Below are 21,034 nucleotides of genomic sequence, written 5' to 3' on the forward strand. Positions count from 1 at the left end.
CGCCCACGGCCGCGCTCGCCGCCGGTCCATGTCCAACGCGACGGGCGGGAACCGGGACACGCGCCGGACCCGTACAACGCCCGTACAAACCCCGTACAACCAAGCCCACAGCAGGCCGCCCACTCCGTACGACGAGGACGACGTACGGCCGTCGTACCTGGTCAGCCGACTACTCACCCCACCAGGCTGACCCCGTGACCCACCATCAGCTCACCGACGAGGCGAAGCCGCCTCCCACGCCCGTCCGCCAACTGACCCTGCGCTTCAGCAGCACGAGACGTGGCGCTCGCCTCGCCCGCCAGCTCGCCGTCCAGCAGTTCACCGAGTGGACCGGCCTCCCGTACGACTCCGACCCCGCCCGCGCCGTCGCCCTCGTCTCCGCCGAGCTGGCGTCCAACGCGGTCCGCCACGGCAGCCTCCCGGGCCGGGACTTCCGCCTGGCGCTGCTGCTCCTGCCCGACCGTTTCCGCGTCGAGGTGACGGACACCCGCCCCGAGCGCCTGCCTCCGCCGCCCGTGACGCCACAGCCCGCCGACGAGACGTCGGGCCGCGGACTGCTCATCGTCCAGTCCTATGCCGACCGTTGGGGAAGCACGGTCCGCGACGCGTACACGAAGACGGTCTGGGCGGAGGTGCAACTCCGCACCACGGGCTCGTGACGCCGGCCCGCCCCTCGTCCGGGACGGCCCTGGCGAGAGCCGCCGCAACGCCGACGAAAAGGACCGTCAGTGATCGGCGTAGTGCTCCGCCAGCTTCTCGATCTCCCGGGTCCACAGCACCATGTCGTCGCCCGGCCGCTTGTACGGTGAGCGCCGGGCCAGCTTGAAGAAGCCGCCGGACGGCCAGCCGCTGTCCTTCAGTACCACGAGCGCCGACAGCAGGGGCAGCGATCCGTCCGGGCTTTCCCGGACGGACGCGTCCTCCAAGAGGTAAGGCATGGGGCCCTCGTGGGCGGGGACGTGCTGACCGAGCCGTGCCAGTTCGCTGCTGAGATCGCCGTACGGAATGGGTGCCGCGCCCTGGCGTGCCCGCGAACGCAGGATCTCGATCACGGCGTCCAGAGCCTGTTCGTACTCCAGGGTGCCCTTGTGCATATGCCCTCCCGACCTCGGATTCCGACGATCGCCGAACCTACGCAACCGGCCACCCGACCGAGGCCCGAATGCTCGAAGTAGACGTCAACCTCTTGTGAACTGAGTGCATGGATCGCATACTGATGGCGATCAACCGCTACCCGCCCTCCCGGCAGGCGCGCGGACCCCGGGGGGAAATTCATGATCGGCTCAGACGGCAGACTCGTGCAGACCGCGGTGATCGGGAGCCGGAACTCCGGACGCGCGGTCATCCTGCCGACGGACGCCGACGAACTGACTCGCTGGCGCCGACGCCACCCCTCCTACACCTACTGGTGCGGCACCCAGCTCGGCGGTTGCGGCAACGAGCTCTCGGACCGCCTGTACCGGGACAAGGTCTGCCACTTCGCTCACCGACCCCACACCTCCTGCCACCGTACGGCCACAGGCGCAGCCAGCGCGGACCACCTCTTCATCAAGGACGACCTCGCCGCATGGGCCGGACGCAACAGACTGAAAGGGCGGGCCACTTCACGCGACCTCGGTTCCGGACCCGGAGACGCCGTCGACTTCCGAGTGGGCGCGGCGAGGCAGCATGTGCGATTCCAGTTCAGCAGGCTCGCGCACGCCGGGTGGCATCAGGCCCGCCAGCGGCTCTCCAGTGAATCGGCCACCCTCGACTGGGTCTTCGGTCCGGGCACCGCCCAGCCGGAGACGATGGAGGAGCTGTACGACGAGTACGGATACCTGCTCCGCTTCCACTTCGAGACGCACGGTGCGGTACGGCGAATCCGTCTCAGGGCGGAGGACCCCCGGCGCAGCACCGACTGGGTGCCCCTCGACGCCTGTGCGATGACCCCTGCGGGGCTCCGGATCCCGGGAGCGGAGCCGCGACGACGTTCGGGACCCGGCCCGGCCGCCGAGGCGCGAGCCGAGCGTGGCGCGGCGCCGGTGCGACGGTCCCGCGAGGAGCAGGCGCTCGCGCTGAAGGAGGCGCTCCTGACCGCCGCAAGCTTCCGAACACGGCCCACCTGGGAGGCGCTGGCCCGAACCGCCGGCAGCGACCTGCTCGGGCTGTCCGTCCCGGACCGTGTCGGTTTGCTGGTCGCTGTAGAGCAAGCCGGCGGCGGTGAGGGGAGCCCCCTGCTGTCGGCGCTGATCAGGACCGGGGAGAGCGACCCGCCGCCCTACGTGGGGAACGTGGTCGCCGCTGTCGGTTGCGGGGTTCCCGCGACGGCGGCGGTACTCAGACGATGGTGCCAGCGTGAGGCGGACCGGGCGTTCGCCGTGCACGGGGTGCCGTCCCGCACGGCTCCGCCGCGGCTGCTGCTCACCGTGGACGGTCAGATCGCCGCTCAGCAGAGTGCGGACCCCGCTCAGCACCAGACCATCGTCCATGTCAAGGGCGGTCTGGTTCGACAGTCCGCGGCCCCGCCGAAGCCGGAGCCGAAGGGGCACGCCGGTGTTCCCCTGCTCCGTGACACGGAGATTCGGCATGCTCTGCGCAGCGCACGGCAGAGGCGCGGCCCCAGGCCCAGGTACGCCGCGGCTCTCATGGCGCGGGCGGAAGAGGCAATGACGAGGCTGCCGGAGCCGCAACGCACCGAGCTGGTCGCGGAGATGGTGACCACCCGCCGTTGGCTGGACAGCCGACCGGACACTCCGGCGCGCAAGCCGAAGGAGAGCCGGCGAGCCAAGAAGACGGCGGACGCGAAGAAGACCGCGGCCGCGAAGCAGACGGCGCGAGCGCAGAAGACGCGGCAGGGGAAGAAGGCGAAGAACCCGTTGCTGGGTGCACGTCCCCTACCCGGAGTCGGCGACGCCCGACCGAAGACGAGGCCGAAGTGAGCGCCGTTCTCACCGCGAACTGCCGCCCTCGGGGCCTCCGGAGCCGTGCAGGCCCGGCGAATCCGGCTGAGGTCACGGAGGGAAGCTGCGACAAGTTCCTCGTCCAGCGGCGTGAACTCATGGCCGCGATCATGCGGGACTGCTTTCAGACACTTTGATACTTGGGGGCGATGACATGACTCTCTCTGCTTACGAACAACAGGAGTGGGACAAACTCCAAAAGCGAAAGGCGGCCTCCCTCAGCAAGGAGGCGAGGAAGATCCTTCCGCAGTCGGCCCGGGACCGACTCGCTTCGCTCGGCCAGAAGGTGAAGAGCGCCCCGGGCGCCGACAAAGTGGCTGCCGCCTATGGCGGAGCCGCAAGGGGTCTCGGCAAGGCTGTGGGAGACACCGCAAGCCGGACCGTGAGCAAGAAGCGTGTCGTCGTACAGTATGGACGTGCCGGACATGACGTCGCCGGGTTGGACGAGATCCGTGAGCTCGACCTGCGCGTCGTCGATGAGGTCACCAGGCACAACCTGCTTCGGTACGGCCACGCGCTCTCGGCAGCTGCAACCGGCCTCGGCTCCGCCGCGGTCGTGACAGGCGGCGAGGTGCTCGCCAGCGCCGGAACAATCGCCGGCGCAGGCGCGGGTGCCGCACCCGGATTCGGAACCGTAGCCGGGGCGATGGCCGCCGACACCGCGATGATGCTTGCCCTTTCCACTCGAACGGTCGCCGCCACAGCTCTCTACTACGGCTACGACCCAAGCGATCCCGAAGAGGAAATCTTCGTGATGTCCGTGATCGCTCTCGGAATGTCCACGGGCACATCGGCGAAGACGGCCGCTTACGCCGAACTGTCTCAACTCACCCAGTTGCTGGTGAGGAACGCTCCTTGGGCCAAGTTGAACGAGAAGGTTCTCACCAAGATCGCCCAGGCCTTCGCGGCGAAGTTCACGCAGCAGCTACCGAAGAAGAAGCTCGGGCAGCTCGTGCCCATCGCCGGCATGGCTGTCGGCGCGGGGCTGAGTTACATGCTCATCGATCGGATCGCCGTTTCGGCGCGCGACGCGTATCGCGAACGCTTCTTGATCGAGAAGTCGGGTGGCGACCTGACCGGTGACCTTGACTACGGCGACGCCGACCTCGTGCAGGACGATGACGCGATCGGCGTGTTCGAACTGCTCCGGGAGGAGGATGCGCTGCCGACGTCCACCCCGTCCGACTCCGTGGATCAGCCGGACAACTGAGCTCGGCGTACTACCGCACGAGGCGCTTCCTGGAGATCACGCAAGTTTCTTGCCACGGGCGAACAACGCGGCTTCGATCTGGTCCGGGAGGACACCCACTCCTTGCGCGTACTCGTGGGCGAGGAACAGGTACCGGCGGTACCACGGCGTCGTCCAACCGCTTGTGGGCCACATCTCGCCGGTGTCGGCGGCCCGCAGCGCCAGGGCGACGAAACGGTCCAGGATCAGCGGACGCCACGCTCCCTCGCCCTGCTCGTGACCGGCGAAGTAGATCACCTTTGTGAAGAACGCCGGGCCCAAGTACTTGATGTGCTGGTCGTTGTTGAAGGCGTAGTACGCCGCGACGGGGCCCTCCTCCCGGAGCGTGCCCAACCCTGCCTCCAGGCGCGCGTCGATGTCCCCGGCGGAGGCGGCCGCGAAGATGTCAGCGCGACGTGTGACCGAACGGGCCTTGGTACCCGTGCCCCAGACGAGGGCGGCGATCAGCAAATGCCGACGGCCTTCGACGGTGTCCGAGCGACGCGCGACACCGAAGACCGTGTTGCGGTCGACTCTCCGCCGACCGGCCACCGTCGGGCAGTCATCGAGCTCCGGCGGCCACCAGTCGGCGCTGGGCAGCAGGGGCATCCAACGGGCCCGGTCGAACGGAATCGCTTGCCCGAGCACTTCGCCACGGTCAGGGACGGGAGTCCCGGTCGGCATCAAGTCCACCTTGGCCGCCGGCACGCTCTGAGTGTTCCGCATCGCCGTATCAACTCCTCTGTGTTGGGGCGCCGGGGCGCCGCCGCGCGCAATACTGGGGGCATGCTTGTTCCCAGCGGTCAACTGTCGCCGCTCCAGCAACATTTGTTGCGGGAAATGGACCTTTGTGACCTCCCGGCTCCCGAGACGGCGCCGGAGTCCTACGCGGCCCGGGACCTCGACACGGACGAGGTCCGGGACGCCTTGCCGACCCTGTTGTGGTCCGGGCTGGTCGAACAGCGCGGTGGCGACCGGGGCACCCTCCGCCTCACCCCGCTCGGAGCGGCGACCCTGCGTGCGGCGGAGTGCGACGAGCTGACGGCTCGCCTGAGCGCGGTGGCGTCCTTCGCCGACACTGTGTCCACGGGCGCGGTGCCCCGCCCCGCCGGACTCGCCCTGAGACGACTCGCGGAGGGGACATGGACCCTGGAGCAGGCGAAGTCCTATGTCCGCACGGGTGAGACGGGCGCCGACCGCTCATGACTCGTCCGGCTGGCCGAAGTCCAGGACGACGCGGCGCCGTGCACGAGTCGCCCCGGGCTGCGGCGGGAGCACGCCCGCCGATGTGAGGTCGGTGATGGTGACGACCGGCGAACCCACGATCTTCGTGGTGAGCGCCTGCTGTGTAGGTGCTAAGTCGACCAACCGCCGCAGGACGGACAGCAGGTCGATCAGTTCCTCGGTCCACTCGCTCGGCCAGGACGTGACGTGGATGTCGTCGAGCGGGCTGGTCTTCCGGCTGGTGGGGGAGGCCTTCCGGTAACCGAACCACTTCTTGACGACGTTCATCCCGCCGACTTCGTAGTTCCAGACCTCGGGCGGGACACCGGTGAAGGTGCCCGGACCCACCCGCAGGGTGCCGGTCTCCGCGTCGTAGGCGAGCGTGTCGGGCACGGTGGAGCCGATCCCGGTCTCGTAACGCACCTGCCGTGGGTCTCCCGCTGGGAAGGCGACGCTCTCCCGGCCCGACTCCTGCCCGGCGGGAGGGGCGCCGGCGTCGCCGTAGGTCGCCGCCCACAGGAACTCGCGGCCGACGCGGACCGCCTCGCTCCAGAGCACCGGATCGCGGGTGAGGGGTAACCGGACGCCGGGAGTGAGCAGTTCCTCGGCGAAGTGCTCCGTGAAGGCACTATGCCCGGCGACGGCCACGGCGTAGGCGGCGAGGTCGTGCACGGTCAGGTCGTCCATGCCGAGGGCACCGGCCAGGTACCGGAGCAGCCCGCTGGGCACGTTGGCGCTGCCGTCGGGATGGAGCACGGGGTGCACCCTTCCGCCTCGGCCGTTGAAGTGGTGCGTGTCCGGTAACAGCGCGGTCGCCACCAGCGCGGGACCACCGCTTATCTCATGGCTGCTCTGCTGATTGAGGAACACCTGCCCCGGCTGGAGCGACTCCCACAGGTCGGGCCGTGGGAAGTCGAGTGCCCGGTTGTCGGCGATGAGCCACTGGCGGTCGAAACTGCGCAGGGCAATCCGCAACAGTGGTGGGCGGGTGCCGGCCTCCTCGCCGATGCTCCGGTCGGGATGTGGGAATCCCGGCAAGCAGGCCACCCGCCTGTCGAGTTGACGGTCGCGCGTCTCCTTGAACAGCAGGGCCTTGGCCTCCGGGTCCGTCTCACCGATGAGACGAGCCCATCGACGTTCAAGAACCGCCGCGGAAGGAGAGGTCACCCATGACCTATTGGTCTTGCTACCGGGGCTTCCCCACGGGAACACGTCATCCAGCGCCGGATAGTCGTCCCACCCCGACAAGGTCGCCGGAGTGAACGGCCGCACCCCCCGCGCATGCGCGTCCCGCCAGCCCCCGTCATCCAGACTCACCCCCCGGAGCTGAGCGAACTTCTCCGCCCGCCTGCCCTGCAGAGCCCGGTAGTGGACGCGGGCCGGGCGGCCCGAGTCGTGATCCGCCCGCCGTACGAACACGCAGATCGACAACGGCTGGGCGACGTGGGGGAACACGCGGGTCGCCACGTCCGACCGCTGCCCCTCCGGCGACAGGTTGATGACCCACCCTTCGTCGCACGTCCTGCGTAGATAGTCACGCATGCCCCGCCCGGCGGGACCGGTGGCGAACGCCGACGGGGTGATGAAGCAGACGACGCCGTGCCGGTCGTCCGCGTGGGCGTCGAAGACCTTCCAGGTGGCCCAGCGCCAGAAGTAGACGTACAGGTTCTTCAGCGCGTGCTCATAACGGCCGTTGCCCGGATACCGGAAGTCGTCCAGGGGAGGACGGCCTTGACCTTTTACCCGTTTCTCGATCCAGCCGCCGCGGTTCTCCGCCTTGTCGTCGTACGGCGGATTGGAGATGACCACGGTGACGGGGACGTTGGCCTTGACGTGGTTGGCGCGGGCGCGTGACACGGAGAGGGCCGCGTACGTCGAGGCGAGTTGCTCCTCCTGGACATAGGGGTCGTCGAGCGTGTCCGTGACGTGGAGGTTGAGTCCGCCCGGCGGGAGTGGGGCGCCGTGCTTCTTCAGCAGGTCGGCCGCGCGGAGTTCGGCGACCGCGAACGGGCCCATCTGGAGCTCGAAGCCGTACAGTCGCTGCGCCAGCCGGCCGATCGCGTCAGGTGCCATGGCCTCGCCGTGCCGCTCGGCCGCCTGGCGCGCCACCCGCTCGATGACGGTGTGCAGGTAGGTGCCGGTGCCCATCGCGGGGTCGACGATGTGCACGCTCTCGTCGCCGTAGCCGCGCGCCTTGCCCAGGCGGGTGCGCAGCACCTCTTCGGCGAGCCGGACCATCTCCTCTACGACCTGGTGCGGGGTGTAGTACGAGCCGCTGCGCTGGCGCAGGCTGTCGTCGTAGACGGAGAGGAACGACTCGTACAGGTGGAGGTAGGCGTCCCGGTTGCCCTGCCGGATGGTCTCCCACTCGACGGCCGCGACGGTACGGGCGAGGAGGTTCAAGGTCACTTCGAACCGCTCGTTGACGTTGTCGGTGAGCAGCTGGAGGGCTTTGCCCATCAGGGCGTGGCCCGCGTTGAGGCGGCGGCCGATCTCGTGGAAGCTCGTGTCGGTGACCGGGATGTTCTCGGTACGGGCGAGGAGCAGCGCGAAGGTAATCGTCTGGGCACAGCCGTCGGCGAAGGTCGCGTCGTCCGCGGTGGGGAAGAGGTACCGGCGCCAGTCGCTTCTGAGGCCGGTGAAAGGGCGGTCGGCGGCGGAGTCCGCGGCGTTCAGCCCGGCTTCGGCTCGCAGTTGCTCCCTTACGGCCTCGCGCAGCAGACGGCACAGCGGAGCGATGTGCTGGACGAGCACCGAAACACGACGGATCTCCGGCGGATCCCAGCACAGCACAGCCTGTGCCAGTGCGTCGAAGGCGGCGAGGTCGACGGCGGTCAGTCTCGCCCCGGCGCTCTTCAAAGCCCCCGACAGCACGACCTCCTCACCGATCTGCACGCCGTACTGGAACACACGCCAATGGGTGCCGTTGGTGTAGAGCAGGTTGGGGAGGTCGCGCAGGCGTTCCCACTGCTTCTTGTTGTGACCGGTGAAGGAGTCGGGGTCGATGCTTTTTCCAGGCCGCTTCACCTCGATGTAGCCGGTCACGTCCTTGTCGACGCGTACGGCGTAGTCGGGTCGTACCCCCAGGTGCGGGATGCGGGTCTCCGGGTACCAGCCGATCTCGTGGCGAGCATGGTGCGCGGCTATGGTGAGGAACAGTTGTTCCAGAGGGCTGCGGATGGCCGCCTCGCGGTCACCCGGGCCCAGCAGGTTCCGTTTGCATTCGGCGCCGAAGACGGAAACAGCTTCCTTGAGCCACTGAAGACGTGCGTCAGCCATGATCGTCCCCCCATCCCCCCGGTCCCGGACGAGATACGGGACCAGCCCCTTGGTGAAGTATGGGACAGCAACATCCCAAATGGGCAGGGGTGTGCAGGAGTTCGGCCGAGGTGGCGATGCGCCCCACAGCACAGCCGGATGGAGCCGTGGCCCTGGAGCGTGTTGAGAAAACCACCGCTTGAAGGCAATCGCATCGATCACCTCATGGTGACTACGCCACCGGCCACCTCGCTTGGGCGTGCGGTCCGGGAGCAACGGCTCGATCCGCGCCCATTGCGCATCACTCAACGGCGCACCCGGACAGACAAGTGGCTGATCCTCACGAAGCACTAGTCGTCGACGCCCAGATCGGCGCGCATGGACCGCTTCAGTGCCCCCAGGTAAGGCCAGACCTCCCTGTGGAGTTCACTCTCCAGGTTCGCCAGTTCCTCCGCGTATGTGGAGGGTGCCGCTCCGTACTTCCTGAGCTTGCCGTACGCGGCGTTCAAACGCGTCTTTGCCGTGCTGGAGGCGCGCGACACCGCCTCCGGAACGACCAGCTGGGATTCCGCGTAGCTGTCCCGATAGGCCAGCCTGCCCGCCTCGAGATTCTCGAGGGACGTGGCAACGTCTTCACTGCCTTGAAGTGCGTAGAGGTAGCTGGTCATTGCCGTCAGGTACTGGCGTGAGGCAGTGTTCAGTGTGATGTAGCAGGTGCGCCGCCGTTCAAGGCTGTCAAGCTGCCATTGTCTGGCCTGCTCCGTCTTGAGCAGCTCCTCGGCATGACTGCGTTCCTCGCGCCGTTGTTCAGCTGCGGCCTCGAGCTCCATGCGCTTGGTGCGGTCCGCTCGGTTCTGTGTCAGCAGCGCTGCTCCCAGCGTTCCCGCCACGCCCACCATGGCGATCAACATCCCCGCCCAACTGGCGTCCACGATGCCCCCTTTGATGAAGTCGGATGACCTCGTCCCACGGCAGGTCCCCCCGTGCGCCGCTACGGAACCTTCTGACTTCCCAGGTCGGCGCCGGTAGCCGTGAAGCAAGGTCTCACTCGTCATGCCGGGGCACACGAGCCGGCATGATCCGAACGAAAGACCCCCCACCGCGTGACCACCCGGCGTCGAATTCCGGAGCGTCGGCAGCATACGTACATGCCTCGATGCCCTGGCGGGACAGGCGGGCGATGAGCGCTCCGACCGTCGCCTCGTGCACCGCCGTCGCCTCGTCGAGACGGCTGAGGTCCAGCGTGAGATCACCGGAGGCGCGTCGGCCGGTCCTTCGTACCCGGAGAGGGCCGCCGAGAATGTGTGCTTCCGTCGTAGCGGCCGCGACGGGAGTAACGCGTCCAGTGCGTGCCTTTCTCAGCTCCAGACACGGTGCGGGACGCCCCTTGAGCAGTGCCGAGAAGCCGTCTCCGTCGACGACGCAGATGTGCCGTCCCCGGCGGCGCTCGGCCTCGGCGTTCACGAGCGTGCTGCTGTAGGTGCGGCTGTCGTCGGTCACGACCTTGCTGGCCAGATCGCCGTAGATGACAAGGGTGACCTTCTGCGAGAAGTCGGTCTTAGGGGTCGCGCCCTCCTGCCTGGCCCTCTCGGCGCAGTGCGTTCTGACCCTCCACTCGTCGTCGACGAGGACTCGACCTGTGAAGCAGATCGTCTGGCCATTGAGCCTGCGAACAATTCCTCGGCACGGTCGGACCGGCACAGACACTGCCTCCTTCAGTCGCCGTCCCGCGACAGCCAGCCGATATGCCGCAGCACGGGCACGATCCGGAAGCGGACGAAGGCGACTACCGGTGTCTCGTCATCCGCGGCGGGAAAGAACAAAGCGTGCTGGAGGGGTTTCTCGTGCTGTGGGTCGTACAGGTCCACCGGAGGCAGATCCGGTCGGTCGAACGCGGCCTCCAACATGACACCCTCCCGAGCGGTCAGCTCTCTGAGATGGTGCAGTCCCATGGCGTCCGCGAGGTCCACTGTGGTGAGGGACTTCTTGATCCGTGGTCTGCCATGAACGTCGACGTACGTGGGGAACACCATGATGCGCAGTTCCCCAGGCCTCGCAGATGCGCATATTCCGGAGCGCAGTCGGTTGTGCAGATTGGAGAGGGCCGCCGGCATCTCGGGGACGACCGTGGGCTTGTGGAGCACCACGTCGCGCTCGCCGTTCACCCAGTGATTGTCATGGACCGTCAGCGACGCTTGCCCGGGGAGGCGTAGCTCCCACTCGACGGCGGTGGCCCTGGACATTTCCCCGGAACAGGTCGTTCCGCTCTTCTCGATGCCCCTTCCGGCGTTTCGGACCAGCGTGAGGTCGTTCAATAACCGCACGAGTGATGCCTCCTTTGGGAAATCCCCACCACGCATTCAGTCCCTCCGTGCCAGATCCAGCGCCGCCACCCCGACGAACCAGTCCAGCACTTCGCAGATCTCGTCCCCGTGCTCCGCGAAGACCCTGACCGGGAAGGACGGACGCAGCTCCAGTTTCGCCTCGGGCAGGTCGATGCCCTCGATCTTGTTGAGGCGGTTCAGGAGTTCCCGGCGCTGCTCCGTGTCGTCGAAGGGGCTGCGGGTCTTCAGGTACTGGAAGACCACCTCGACCGTTCCGCTGACGGGGTAGATCCCGACCGGCCACATCAGGTGCGGCCGACGGCTGGTCCCGAGGTCCAGCATGGGGAAGCAGCTCGTCTCCTCGTGCCGGCCGTAGGTCACATGGCCGCCCTGGCGGCGCCAGAAGTCGAGGGCCGCCACCACTCCGGCGTACGTGTCAGGCCAGTTCTCCCGCAACTGCGCACGGAACCGCTCGGCGGCCACCGCGTCCTCCCCCTCGGGGAGCGGGTCGTGCGCGGTGGGCTGCGTCACGTCCTTGCCCAGCAGGGTGGCCAGCTCGGCGGCGGACAGGCGCTGGGAGGGGTGAGCCCGCCCGAGCGAGTCGAAGCGCACTCCCTCGCTCGTCAGCAGCTCCTGCGGTGGCGGCCGGTCACTGCCGTCGGCCCAGCGGAACGACGGGGAGATCCTGCCTTCCACGGTGAGTACCCGGTAGGCGCCGAGCACGCTCGTGTTGGCGCCCAGGTAGGTCCCCACGGGTACCGGATGGCTGCCGATCAGCTCGGCGACATCGCCGTACGTCGTCCAGGTGCCGCTCGGCATCGCCGTCAGAGCGGCCCGCAGTTCGGCCCAGCCCGGCGATTCCTCACCGGTCGGCTTGACCCCCCCGATTGGACCGGGCCACAGCTCCACGGCGCGGTTGGCCAGGCGGTCGGCACGCTCCAGGATCTGCGCCTTGCCCCAGCGCTGTGCCGAGGCGATCTCGAGGTTCATGCGCAGCGCGCTGGAGTCGAGGATCTGCTGCTTGCGCTCGAAGGGGTGGTTGGAGAGCTTGGCGTTGTCACCGCTCAGCGTCAGGTTGCCGAGCGTGTGTACCAGCAGGTCGTGCAGCTCCTGCGGAGTCTGGTTCGGCTCCGTCTCCTCCGCGAGCAGGTCGAACCACGCGGGAGCGGGGCGTTGCGGCAGGACGTGTTCCACGCTGAGGGAAGCCTTGGCGAAGTCCACGGGTTCGGAGGCGCGGTAGCTCTCCTCCAGGCGGCGCAGGATGTAGCTGCGCTGTGGAGGGCGCCCGGACCACCAGAACGGTTTGGTGCGGACCGCCTCGCGCAGCTCCTCGTCGCTCGGCCACCGTCGGCGCCGGCCGGACAGGAACCGCCTCACCGCCTCGGCGGCCGGCCGGTCGGTCTCCAGCTCCTTCGGCGCTTCCATGAAGATGCGGTTGAGGTTGGTGGTCGGCGTCTGACAGATCAGGCGTCGCACCAGATACGACTCGACGTAGCCCAATGCCTGGGCGGCGTCGTCCGACGTCGTCCCGCCGGCGTCGAGAAGGTCCAGCAGGTGCAGCGTGAGCGGGTAGTGCGTCTGGCCACCCCAGGCGGCCAGACGTTCCAGGACCGCCCGAAGGGCGGGGGACCGCTCACGCGAGGGGTCGATGATCCGCAGGAACCTCCCGGCCCGCTCGGCCAGTTGCTCGATCTCGCGCTGCAGCGCGTCCTCGTCGCCGGCCAGCGGCTGAAGGCGCTTTTGCTGCTCGCGATAGATCTCACTCTGCTTGGTCTTGTAGTGGCCGCGTACCACCAGGTCGAGCCAGACCAGGAGTTCGAGGTTCTTCGGGCCGAGGCTCTGCTGCATGGGCAGCCACAGTTCCTGATAGATCCGCTCGCCTCGTTTGGGCAGCAGCATGAACACGTAGTTGCGCAACAGGTCGCTCTGACTGAGCCCGACCCCCGTGTTGTTGATCGACTCGAAGATCCGGTACACGTTGTCGCCCGGCTCAGCGGTGATCTCCACGATGGAGAGCAGGTCCTTGAGCGCCGTTTCGACCGTGGCAGTCCACTGCGCGTTGCCCGCCTCATGGCCCTCGGTGAGCACACCGCGGAAGAACCGGTAGGCAGCTCCGATGTTGTCGCTTCCGCCGGCGTCCGCGCGGGACTGGACGCAGGCGGCATACGCGTCCCGGTCCGCCTGAGTGGGCAGCAACCGATAGTGGTCCGCGCCCTCGTGGAACTCGTTGACCAGTATCTGGCGGTGCACCCGGTCCACCCCGCGCGCATCACCCGTCTCCTTCAGGTGGTCGCGCAGGGCGGTGAAGGCCAGCATCAGTGTGGTCAACCGCTGTTGCCCGTCCACCACCAGCCATCTCTGAACCCCGCCCGCCTGGATCTGACCGGGTGCGAGCACCACAGAGCCGAGGAAGTGCGGCGCGGCCGGTTCGCCGGCCAGATGCTGGTCGACGAGTTCCCCGATGTCCTCCCACAGTCGTTGAAGCTGATCCCGGCCCCAGCTGTACGTGCGCTGGTAGAGCGGCACCTGGAACTGCTTGTCCCCTTGGACGAGCTTGAGGAAGGTGATCTCCTGGGCGCGCATGCGCCTCCCTTTCCCACGGCACCTTGACGGGTGTACAAACCGATCCCGTTCATGTCCGATGTATCACGGCCCAGAGGCAGTTGTCCGTTGAATCCATGCTTCGTCAGGCATCGCTGTCTGCCGATGCCAGGGACGAACGGCTGGAGATGCGCGGCATCGTCTCGTTGGGGGAGCGGCGCAGCAGCTTGATGGTGCGGCCCTCGACCCACGCGTTCCACGCTTTGAGGTAGTAGAGCAGGTGCTCGCGTGAGTCGTCGCGGCGCCGGTGCGTGTTGCCCAGGGCCAGGTTGAGCATGGTGTTGCGCAACGTCAGACGCGGATCGCCCGGCTCCAGGCGGGCGCCGGTGACGACCCCCGCCTCCCAGTCGGACTGGTCGATGTCGGGCCGGGCCTCGCTGGTGACGTACCAGCCGATCGTCGCGGCTGTGACGGTGATACGGCATCCCCGGTTCAGCGCGATGCCGTGGTGCAGGGCGTCGCGGACACCGGGGTGTTCGCCGAGCAGGTTCAGGAGCTGGTCGTTGCTGGTGACCGACGATCCGCCGCTCCACGCGGAGTTGGGGGCGTTGCGATACAGGTGCAGTCCGCGCAGGGCTGCCGCCAGGTGGGTCGCGTTGGCCTCCCCCGCGAGAGCCAGCGCGTCCCGGCCGGTGCGCTTACGGCCCGTGTCCATCACGGTGAACGCGGTGCGCGGCACGCCGTGCGTGACGGTCAGGGGCACGGTGATGCCCGCCTTGACGATGGCGGCCAGGCGATGCTGTCCGTCGATGAGAACGTCGTCCTCGTCGAAGGCGATGCCCTGGTGCGTCAGCTGCCATTCCCCGCGCTGGATCTGACCGGCCAATTGCTGCACCGTGCTCTTGCTGAGCGGCCGATTGCTGGTGTTGCGGGTGAGCCACTGCGCCGCCAACTGCGGCGACACGTCAACCACTTGCATGTGCATGGCACCTTTGCCTTCCTCTGGGATGACGCCGAGGACAGCCTCTCGCTCCTTGTGAACTAAGTCAACACTGATATCGCGAAAGGTCGGACTCGAAGGTGTCCTCGAGGGCGGCCGACGTCGTCGGCGATCACTCGTTGGTGGCGATCCGTGCGGGGTGGGAGTCATGGCGTGATGGGTGTCCGGGTTTGCTGATACGCTCGCGATGTGTGCTCAGTTCACACTCGAGTTCGTGCGCCGGGGGGTGCAATTGTGATCGAACTCGTGGTGGTCGGGGCGGTATGACCGGACGGGCCACCGGATGGCCCTCAGCAGCAGTGGGGTGGGGCGTGTGAGTCAGGATGAGCGCGGGCTGAGCGAAGGTCTGCAGCCGGTCGGTTCCGTCTACCAGTACGACGACGGCCTGTATGTGAGGGTGGACGACGTCGTGCCCTACGTACTGGCAGACCCCGAGGACAGCCATGGGTACCGGCAGGGCGACGACCTCGTGCGGTGCACCCTGTCTCTGAGCAACGGCACCGGGCGGCCGCTTGACCTCGACGGCGTCACCCTGCTGGTGCGGGGAGGGCCGTACGGCAAGACGGCCCGTCAGGTGCTCGACTACCGGAGTGACGTGCTCGACGACGAGCTCGAGGGCACCCTGCGTGCGGGGCGCAGGGTCTCCGCCACGTGGGCCTACAGCATCCCGGCCGGCACCGCCGGTGACCTCGACATCGAGGTCCGCTTCCCGGCGCGCGACCGGGGGAGCGTCACGTTCAGCACGGCGTCGGCCGCTGCAACGGTGATCGGCGAGCGCCCCGTACCGATGGCGTTCGACCAGTCCGTACTGTTCGGTGAGCGGCAGCAGTCGTTGTTCGCGGAGCCGGACGACGCCCCGGGGCCCGCGGCCGGGGCCGGGCACGCGGCCCCGGCCGCGGATGGGCAGCGAGCGACCGCACCTGCCGGGCTCGACGGCGTCCCGGCTCAGTCGACCGGCCCCGGGCGTCGGACCGGCCGGTCGCTGGTCCCGGAGGCCTCCGCCGACGATCTGGACGCTGCTCGCGTCCGGCAGATCTTCCGGTTCCTCGCCGAGGCCGAGGAGTCGAAGACGCGCCCCGTGCGCACGCTCGACGGGGCGGCCGGCGCCGTATGGTTCGACGAGTTGCCGGACGACGACGGTGTCGAGGTGATGATCGACGGCGCTCTCGCGGGGGACGGCCCGGCCTGGCTGACCGTCGCTCGCCCCGAACGCGAGGACGTGCCACATCTCAAGGCCCTGCTCGCGCCCTGGGTGGACGAGACCCGTATCCGTGACTTCAAGGAGCCTCGCGCCCCGCACCTGCGCCGGCGTATCGAACCCGAGTTCCCTGACTGGTCGCGGGGTATCCCGCTCGACAAGACCTACCACGAGCTGGACGAACACCCCCAGCGGGAGAAGATCGAGAAGCTGTACGCCGCCTGGGAGCAGGAATGGCTGGCGTGGGCGGAACGGCGCCGCGCGATCGACCCCGTGGTCAGGCTGTACGACCGGCTTCACAAGATGCACGAGGACGCCGCGGGCCTCGGTGAGGCGTACGAACTCGTGCTCGGGCTGGGCCGGCTCACGTGGCAGACGACGTCCGGGCAGCGGGTGGAACGGCACCTCATCACGCACCGCGCCACCATCCAGCTCGACCCGTCCACCGGCACGCTCACCGCCGCTCCCGACCCCACGGGCGCGGGCCTGGAACTCGAAGAAGGCATGCTCGAAGGGGCCCAGCACGTGCCGGGCGCCGTGCGCGAGACGATCGTCGAGGTGCTGGAAGGCGCCTTGGACGTGACCGACCCCGAACACCTCGACGCCGTACACACCGCCCTGCGCAGCTGGGTCAACGCCGCCCACAGCGCCGGAAGTTACGCTCCGACCGTCGAGCGCGCCAAGCCGCGCAGCCTTGACGTCCCGCAGGTGGGGCTCACCCCCGCACTCGTCCTGCGTGAGCGCAGCCGCCGCTCCACCATGGACGCTCTCAAGGCCATTGCCCGGCAGATCGACGCGGGCACGCCGCCCACCGCACTGCTCGCCTACATCGCCGGCCGGGACGGCGCGCTGACCGCGGCGGACCTCGCGGCGGCGGAGGACGACGGAACGGCCCAGGGCGGCGACGAGATGTACTTCGCACTGCCCGCCAACGAGGAGCAGCGCACGATCGCCGAACGCCTGCGCGCCAACCGGCTCGTCGTCGTCCAGGGGCCGCCCGGCACCGGCAAGACGCACACCATCGCCAACCTGGTCACCGACCTGCTCGCCCAGGGCAAGCGCGTCCTCATCACCAGCCACACCCCGCGCGCGCTGCGCGTGCTGCGCGACAAGCTGCCCGAGTCCGTCCGTGACCTGTGCGTGAGCCGCACCGAGGACGGCGCGGCCGCCCAGCGGGAGCTGGAGGCGTCCGTGCAGCGGATCCTCGGCGAGTACGCGGGCTACGACGAGAAGGCCTCCCGCAACGGGATCCGCACCCTCCAGACGCGCCTTGCCCAGGCCCGCGCCGCTCAGCAGGCCATGCTCCGCGACCTCGCCGTACTGCGCGAACAGGAGACCCACCGCTTCGAGGCGGAGATCGGCGACTACAGCGGCAGTCTGCAGAAGATAGCCGAGCGCCTCACCGCGGAGGCGGGACGGTACGACTGGCTGGGCCCGGTCCCGCAGGAACAGCCCGCCCTGAGCGCCGACGAGGCCCTGCGCCTGCTGCACACCACCCGTGCGTACACCCCGCACCACCAGGCCCTCGCGGCCGAGGTGCCCGGCCCCTCCGAACTCCCGGGCCCCGGCGACTTCGAGGAGGCCGTACGCATCGTACGATCGGCCGAGGAAGCACATACGGACGCGCGACAGGACCCGCTGTGCGCGGAGTACGACACGGCCGTGAGGAGCCTCGGCGAGAGGGAACAGCAGCGGCTGTCCTCTGCGCTCGACGCCTTCGCCACCACCCGCGCCCGGGCCACGGCTCTCGCCGCCGCGGCCGGTGACTGGGCCGCAGCGCTCCTGAGGCAGGTGACCGAGGGACAGGACTGGCAGGCACGCAGCCGGCGGGCCGCCGTCGTCGAAACCCTGGCAGCCGTCGACAGCTCGCTCGCCGTCCTGGGCACGGCCATGGTCAGCGGCCTGGAGCAGTACGACCCGGCCACGGCGCTCGCCCAGGTCACCGCACTCCACGACGGTCTCGGTCAGGGACAGAAACTGCGCGGCCCCCTCGGTATGCGCTCCAAGCTGGCGAAGACGGTCGGCGCGTTCGCGGAGAACGTACGAGTCGACGGCCGCGCGCCGGAGGACGTTCCGACGTCGGCCGTCGTCCTCGCCCGCGTCCAGCTGGAACTGCGCCTGGCCCAGGTGGAGTCCGAGTGGGGCACGCCCGTCGCCGCCTGGCAGGGGCACGGACCGCGCCTCGCGCGGCTGCGTCAGGACGCGGAGGTCCTGGACGCGCTGCTCGCCGTCGCCGCCGCCCGCACCGACGTCCTGACCGCCGCGGCCACCTCCCCGGAACTCGCGGTCGCCACCTGGCACGACCCGTCCGTCGAGAACGCCGTACGCACACTTCTCCGCGCGTCGACCACCCTGCGCGCCGCCGAACAGTCACGCAAGGTCATCGCGGACACCGAGGAACTGCTACGCGCCTGGGGCGACCGGCCCGGTGTATCGCCCGCCGTCGGGCGCGCACTCGGCACCGTCCGTGACCGTGACCCCGATGGCTACCGCGCGTTCGGCGACGAGATGGCCGAGGTGCGCGAGGCCGCCCGGCTGCGAGCCGAGCACGACGTGGCCCTCGCTCGTGTCCGCGAGGCGTTTCCGGCCCTGGCCGACCGGATCACCGCCACACACGAGGACAGCGCCTGGGACGTCAGACTGCCCTCGCTCGGCGAGGCCTGGGCCTGGTCCGCGTGGCGCGACCGCATGGAGCGGCTGACCGACCCCGAGGCCGAGCGTGCCCTGCGCCGACGGCTGACGGAGGCAGACGACGAGGCCCGCATCATGCTCGCGCGGCTCGCCGCCGCCCGTGCCTGGCACCGCTGCCTCGGCCTGCTCACCGGCGATCAGTCTCGGGCACTGAGCGCCTACCAGCAGGCGGCGCGGCGTATCAAGGGCAAGTACCAGCACCGCTACCGGCGCGACGCGCAGGCCGCCCTGCGCAAGGCGCAGACGGCGGTGCCGGCCTGGATCATGCCCCTGCACCAGGTCGCCGAGACCGTGCCCATGGACCGGCCGGGTCTGTTCGACGTCGTCATCGTCGACGAGGCCAGCCAGTCCGGCCTGGAGGCCATGCTGCTCAGCTGGCTCGCCGACCGGATGGTCGTCGTCGGCGACAGCAAGCAGGTCAGTCCGTCCAACGTCGGCCTCAAGCAGGACGAGTACTTCCACCTCAGGGATCGTCTGCTCACCGCATTGGAACCGGATGTCCGCAGCCTGTTCGGCCCCGAGTCCAGCTTCTTCGACCTCACGGAAGCCCTCTCGGCGGGCCGCGGCACGCTCATGCTCAAGGAGCACTTCCGGTGCATGCCGGAGATCATCTCCTTCTCCAACGACCTCTGCTACAACCGTGATCTGCTGCCCCTGCGGCAGTACGGCGCCGACCGGCTGCCCCCGGTCCGCACGGTGTACGTCGAGACCGGCGAAGCCATCGGCGCCAACACCCGGCTGACCAACGCCGCCGAGGCCGAGGCTCTCGTCGACGAGATCGTGCGCTGCTGTGCCGACCCCGCCTACGACGGGAAGACCATGGGCGTCGTCAGCCTCCGTGCCAGCAAGGGGCACCTGACGGAGCTCGAGAACCTGCTGGCCGAGCGTCTCGACTACGAGCAGCGCGAGGAGCGGCGCATCCGGGTCGGTGACGCCGAGGACTTCCAGGGCGACGAGCGGCACATCATGTTCATCTCGTTCGTCAACTCGGCGACCACGGCCGCCGGAGCGGTCCCGGGCGGCTTCAACGGCAAGACCTACGAGCAGCGCATCAACGTGGCGGCCTCGCGTGCTCAGGACCAGGTATGGGTGTTCCACAGCGCGCGGGCCGAACAGTTCCACGAGAACGACCTGCGCCGACGGTGGCTCGACCACCTCACCCGGCCCGCGGAGGAGGACGTCGTCGCGGTCGAGGGCGAGGTTCTGCCCGATGTCCGGCACGAAGCGTTCGACAGCCTGTTCCAGCAGAAGGTGTACCTGGAACTGACGGAACGGGGCCACCGGGTCCGTCCGGGATACAAGGTGGGCCGCCACACGATCGACCTCGTGGTGGAGGGCGGAACGCGTCGCCTCGCGGTCGCCTGCGACGGGGATGCCTTCGCCGAGGGCGAGGACGCCTCCACCGCGGCCGCCAGACAGCGCGACCTGGAACGCGTCGACTGGACGTTCGTCCGGATCCGGGGCAGTCGCTTCCACCTCGACCGCGAGCAAGCGCTGGCCCCGCTGTGGGCCGAGCTGGAACGGCTGGGCATCGAACCGGTCGGGCGGGAGCCGGAAGACTCCGGTGCAGCCGACGCCGCGCCCAGCGGGGCGGAGGCGACCGGTGATGCGGCGGCCGGCGGTGAAGCGGCGGCCAGCGGTGACGTGGCCAAGGCGGGGCGCGTGGAGGCGGCTGGTGAGGTTGTCCGCGCGGGGCGCGTTGCCGGGGCGGGTGACGTTGCCTGGGCAGGGGCCGGTGATGCTGCCGTCGGCGACGGCGTGCCGTCCGAGAGGCGGGGTGCATCGAGCCACGATGTGGGGAGCCGGGACGCGGCGCGAACGCAAGCGCCGACCGGGAGTGCGGCCGCCCTGGGAGCGGTGCCCGCGCCCAGGGCCAGGGACCCGCGCGAGTCCCTGCGTGGTCAGGCTCCACAGGTGATGCCTGCCCCGACCCGGCCGCGTGCCGTGACCGCGGAGAGCGGGGCGACTGCTGCAGGGGCGGCGGGGGCGACGGTGTCCGAGGCGACGCCCGCCGTACGGCAGGCGGGCCCGGCTCGGTCGGCGGGGCAGGTCGATCCGTCCGAGGCCTCAGGGCGGTCAGCGGTGCGCACCCCGATCGCGCCGAGCCTCCTGCCGGTCAGGGAGATCCCCGCCGGGGCCTTCCAGCGGCTGGTGCGCGAAGTGCAGCAATTGCAGGCGGCAGTCGACGCTCCCTACGAGACCCCCGCAGGAGCGGACGCGGCCCAGCTGGTCTTCCTCAGGAAGACCCAGGCCGAACAGCGCGACCGGCGCGCCAAGCGCCTCGCCTTCCTACGGACCTTCCTCGACGCCGTCAGCCTCGGGAGGGAGGGGGCCGTCCCCGAGGTCGTGATCCCGGGTGCGCTGCTCCGCCTGGAGTTCGACGGCCAGGTGGACGAGGACACTCTGTACACGATCGCCGAACTGCCCACGGAGGAGGCGGACATCGTCTCTCCGTCCTCTCCACTCGGCCACGCGCTGACCTGGCAGCCGACAGGACGCGAGATCACGTACGACGCGTCCCAGGGCAAGACACGCACGGTCGTCGTGCGGGAGATCCGCGTTTGACCGCAGCCACGGCACTGTGAAAGACGAGCCCTGTCGCGCGGACCCACCTTTCGGTCCGCGGGA

The 21,034-nt window shown here is 69.2% G+C and carries 13 protein-coding genes; 5 read left to right on the forward strand and 8 right to left on the reverse strand.

Translation table 11 applies throughout. The features are described 5' to 3' along the window. Window positions 1–194: 194 nt before the first annotated feature. On the forward strand, window positions 195–659 hold the full coding sequence (locus tag ACFU5O_RS07480) for an ATP-binding protein (protein WP_384237515.1): 465 nt from the start codon (window positions 195–197) through the stop codon (window positions 657–659). A gap of 66 nt (window positions 660–725) precedes the next feature. Here ACFU5O_RS07480 and ACFU5O_RS07485 read toward each other — a convergent pair whose 3' ends face one another. Further along, window positions 726–1,094 (reverse strand): hypothetical protein, encoded by a 369-nt coding sequence (locus tag ACFU5O_RS07485; RefSeq protein ID WP_384237517.1) that lies wholly within the window; start codon window positions 1,092–1,094, stop codon window positions 726–728. 180 nt (window positions 1,095–1,274) lie between these two features. Here ACFU5O_RS07485 and ACFU5O_RS07490 point away from each other — a divergent pair, with 180 nt between their 5' ends. Further along, window positions 1,275–2,921, forward strand: coding sequence for a hypothetical protein (locus tag ACFU5O_RS07490; RefSeq protein ID WP_384237519.1), 1,647 nt, complete (start codon window positions 1,275–1,277; stop codon window positions 2,919–2,921). Window positions 2,922–3,096: 175 nt separating this feature from the next. Further along, window positions 3,097–4,152 carry an EcsC family protein gene (locus tag ACFU5O_RS07495; protein ID WP_384237522.1) on the forward strand — a complete coding sequence of 352 codons (1,056 nt, stop codon included), beginning with the start codon at window positions 3,097–3,099 and terminating at the stop codon, window positions 4,150–4,152. Window positions 4,153–4,188: 36 nt separating this feature from the next. On the opposite strand, the gene ACFU5O_RS07500 is transcribed toward ACFU5O_RS07495, so the two are convergent. After that, the gene (locus tag ACFU5O_RS07500; protein WP_384237525.1) at window positions 4,189–4,896 is read right to left on the reverse strand and encodes a hypothetical protein; all 708 of its coding nucleotides are present in this window, start codon (window positions 4,894–4,896) and stop codon (window positions 4,189–4,191) included. Between the two features lie 114 nt (window positions 4,897–5,010). Here ACFU5O_RS07500 and ACFU5O_RS07505 point away from each other — a divergent pair, with 114 nt between their 5' ends. Continuing rightward, window positions 5,011–5,376: a hypothetical protein gene (locus tag ACFU5O_RS07505; protein ID WP_384237527.1), complete on the forward strand. Its 366-nt coding sequence runs from the start codon at window positions 5,011–5,013 to the stop codon at window positions 5,374–5,376. Here the strand turns inward: ACFU5O_RS07505 and ACFU5O_RS07510 are convergent. From ACFU5O_RS07510 to ACFU5O_RS07535, 6 genes are all read right to left on the reverse strand, one after another. Further along, window positions 5,371–8,673, reverse strand: a complete 3,303-nt coding sequence (locus ACFU5O_RS07510) for a type ISP restriction/modification enzyme (protein WP_384237529.1) — start codon at window positions 8,671–8,673, stop codon at window positions 5,371–5,373. The two genes, ACFU5O_RS07505 and ACFU5O_RS07510, sit on opposite strands and share 6 nt — an antisense overlap. Before the next feature lie 329 nt (window positions 8,674–9,002). Continuing rightward, window positions 9,003–9,584 carry a hypothetical protein gene (locus ACFU5O_RS07515; RefSeq protein WP_384237532.1) on the reverse strand — a complete coding sequence of 194 codons (582 nt, stop codon included), beginning with the start codon at window positions 9,582–9,584 and terminating at the stop codon, window positions 9,003–9,005. A 112-nt stretch (window positions 9,585–9,696) separates the two neighbouring features. Next, entirely contained in the window at window positions 9,697–10,353 is a 657-nt protein-coding gene (locus tag ACFU5O_RS07520) for a hypothetical protein (protein ID WP_384237534.1), read from the reverse strand. Window positions 10,354–10,367: 14 nt separating this feature from the next. Continuing rightward, window positions 10,368–10,976, reverse strand: a complete 609-nt coding sequence (locus tag ACFU5O_RS07525) for a hypothetical protein (protein ID WP_352208829.1) — start codon at window positions 10,974–10,976, stop codon at window positions 10,368–10,370. A gap of 36 nt (window positions 10,977–11,012) precedes the next feature. Further along, entirely contained in the window at window positions 11,013–13,559 is a 2,547-nt protein-coding gene (locus ACFU5O_RS07530; protein WP_384237536.1) for a DUF262 domain-containing protein, read from the reverse strand. 103 nt (window positions 13,560–13,662) lie between these two features. Next, window positions 13,663–14,496 carry a hypothetical protein gene (locus ACFU5O_RS07535; RefSeq protein WP_384237538.1) on the reverse strand — a complete coding sequence of 278 codons (834 nt, stop codon included), beginning with the start codon at window positions 14,494–14,496 and terminating at the stop codon, window positions 13,663–13,665. 334 nt (window positions 14,497–14,830) lie between these two features. Between ACFU5O_RS07535 and ACFU5O_RS07540 the strand changes: the two genes are divergently transcribed. Continuing rightward, complete coding sequence (locus ACFU5O_RS07540) at window positions 14,831–20,971, forward strand: AAA domain-containing protein (RefSeq protein ID WP_384237541.1); 6,141 nt, start codon at window positions 14,831–14,833, stop codon at window positions 20,969–20,971. Window positions 20,972–21,034: the final 63 nt, after the last annotated feature.

The sequence above is a fragment of the Streptomyces sp. NPDC057445 genome (assembly GCF_042802855.1).
GTDB lineage: Bacteria > Actinomycetota > Actinomycetes > Streptomycetales > Streptomycetaceae > Streptomyces.

Bases quoted from the DNA above. Each gene is read 5' to 3' on its own strand.
- ACFU5O_RS07485 (WP_384237517.1), bottom strand. From the start codon at position 1,094: ATGCACAAGGGCACCCTGGAGTACGAACAGGCTCTGGACGCCGTGATC.
- ACFU5O_RS07490 (WP_384237519.1), top strand. From the start codon at position 1,275: ATGATCGGCTCAGACGGCAGACTCGTGCAGACCGCGGTGATCGGGAGC.
- ACFU5O_RS07495 (WP_384237522.1), top strand. From the start codon at position 3,097: ATGACTCTCTCTGCTTACGAACAACAGGAGTGGGACAAACTCCAAAAG.
- ACFU5O_RS07500 (WP_384237525.1), bottom strand. From the start codon at position 4,896: ATGCGGAACACTCAGAGCGTGCCGGCGGCCAAGGTGGACTTGATGCCG.
- ACFU5O_RS07505 (WP_384237527.1), top strand. From the start codon at position 5,011: ATGGACCTTTGTGACCTCCCGGCTCCCGAGACGGCGCCGGAGTCCTAC.
- ACFU5O_RS07510 (WP_384237529.1), bottom strand. From the start codon at position 8,673: ATGGCTGACGCACGTCTTCAGTGGCTCAAGGAAGCTGTTTCCGTCTTC.
- ACFU5O_RS07530 (WP_384237536.1), bottom strand. From the start codon at position 13,559: ATGCGCGCCCAGGAGATCACCTTCCTCAAGCTCGTCCAAGGGGACAAG.
- ACFU5O_RS07535 (WP_384237538.1), bottom strand. From the start codon at position 14,496: ATGCAAGTGGTTGACGTGTCGCCGCAGTTGGCGGCGCAGTGGCTCACC.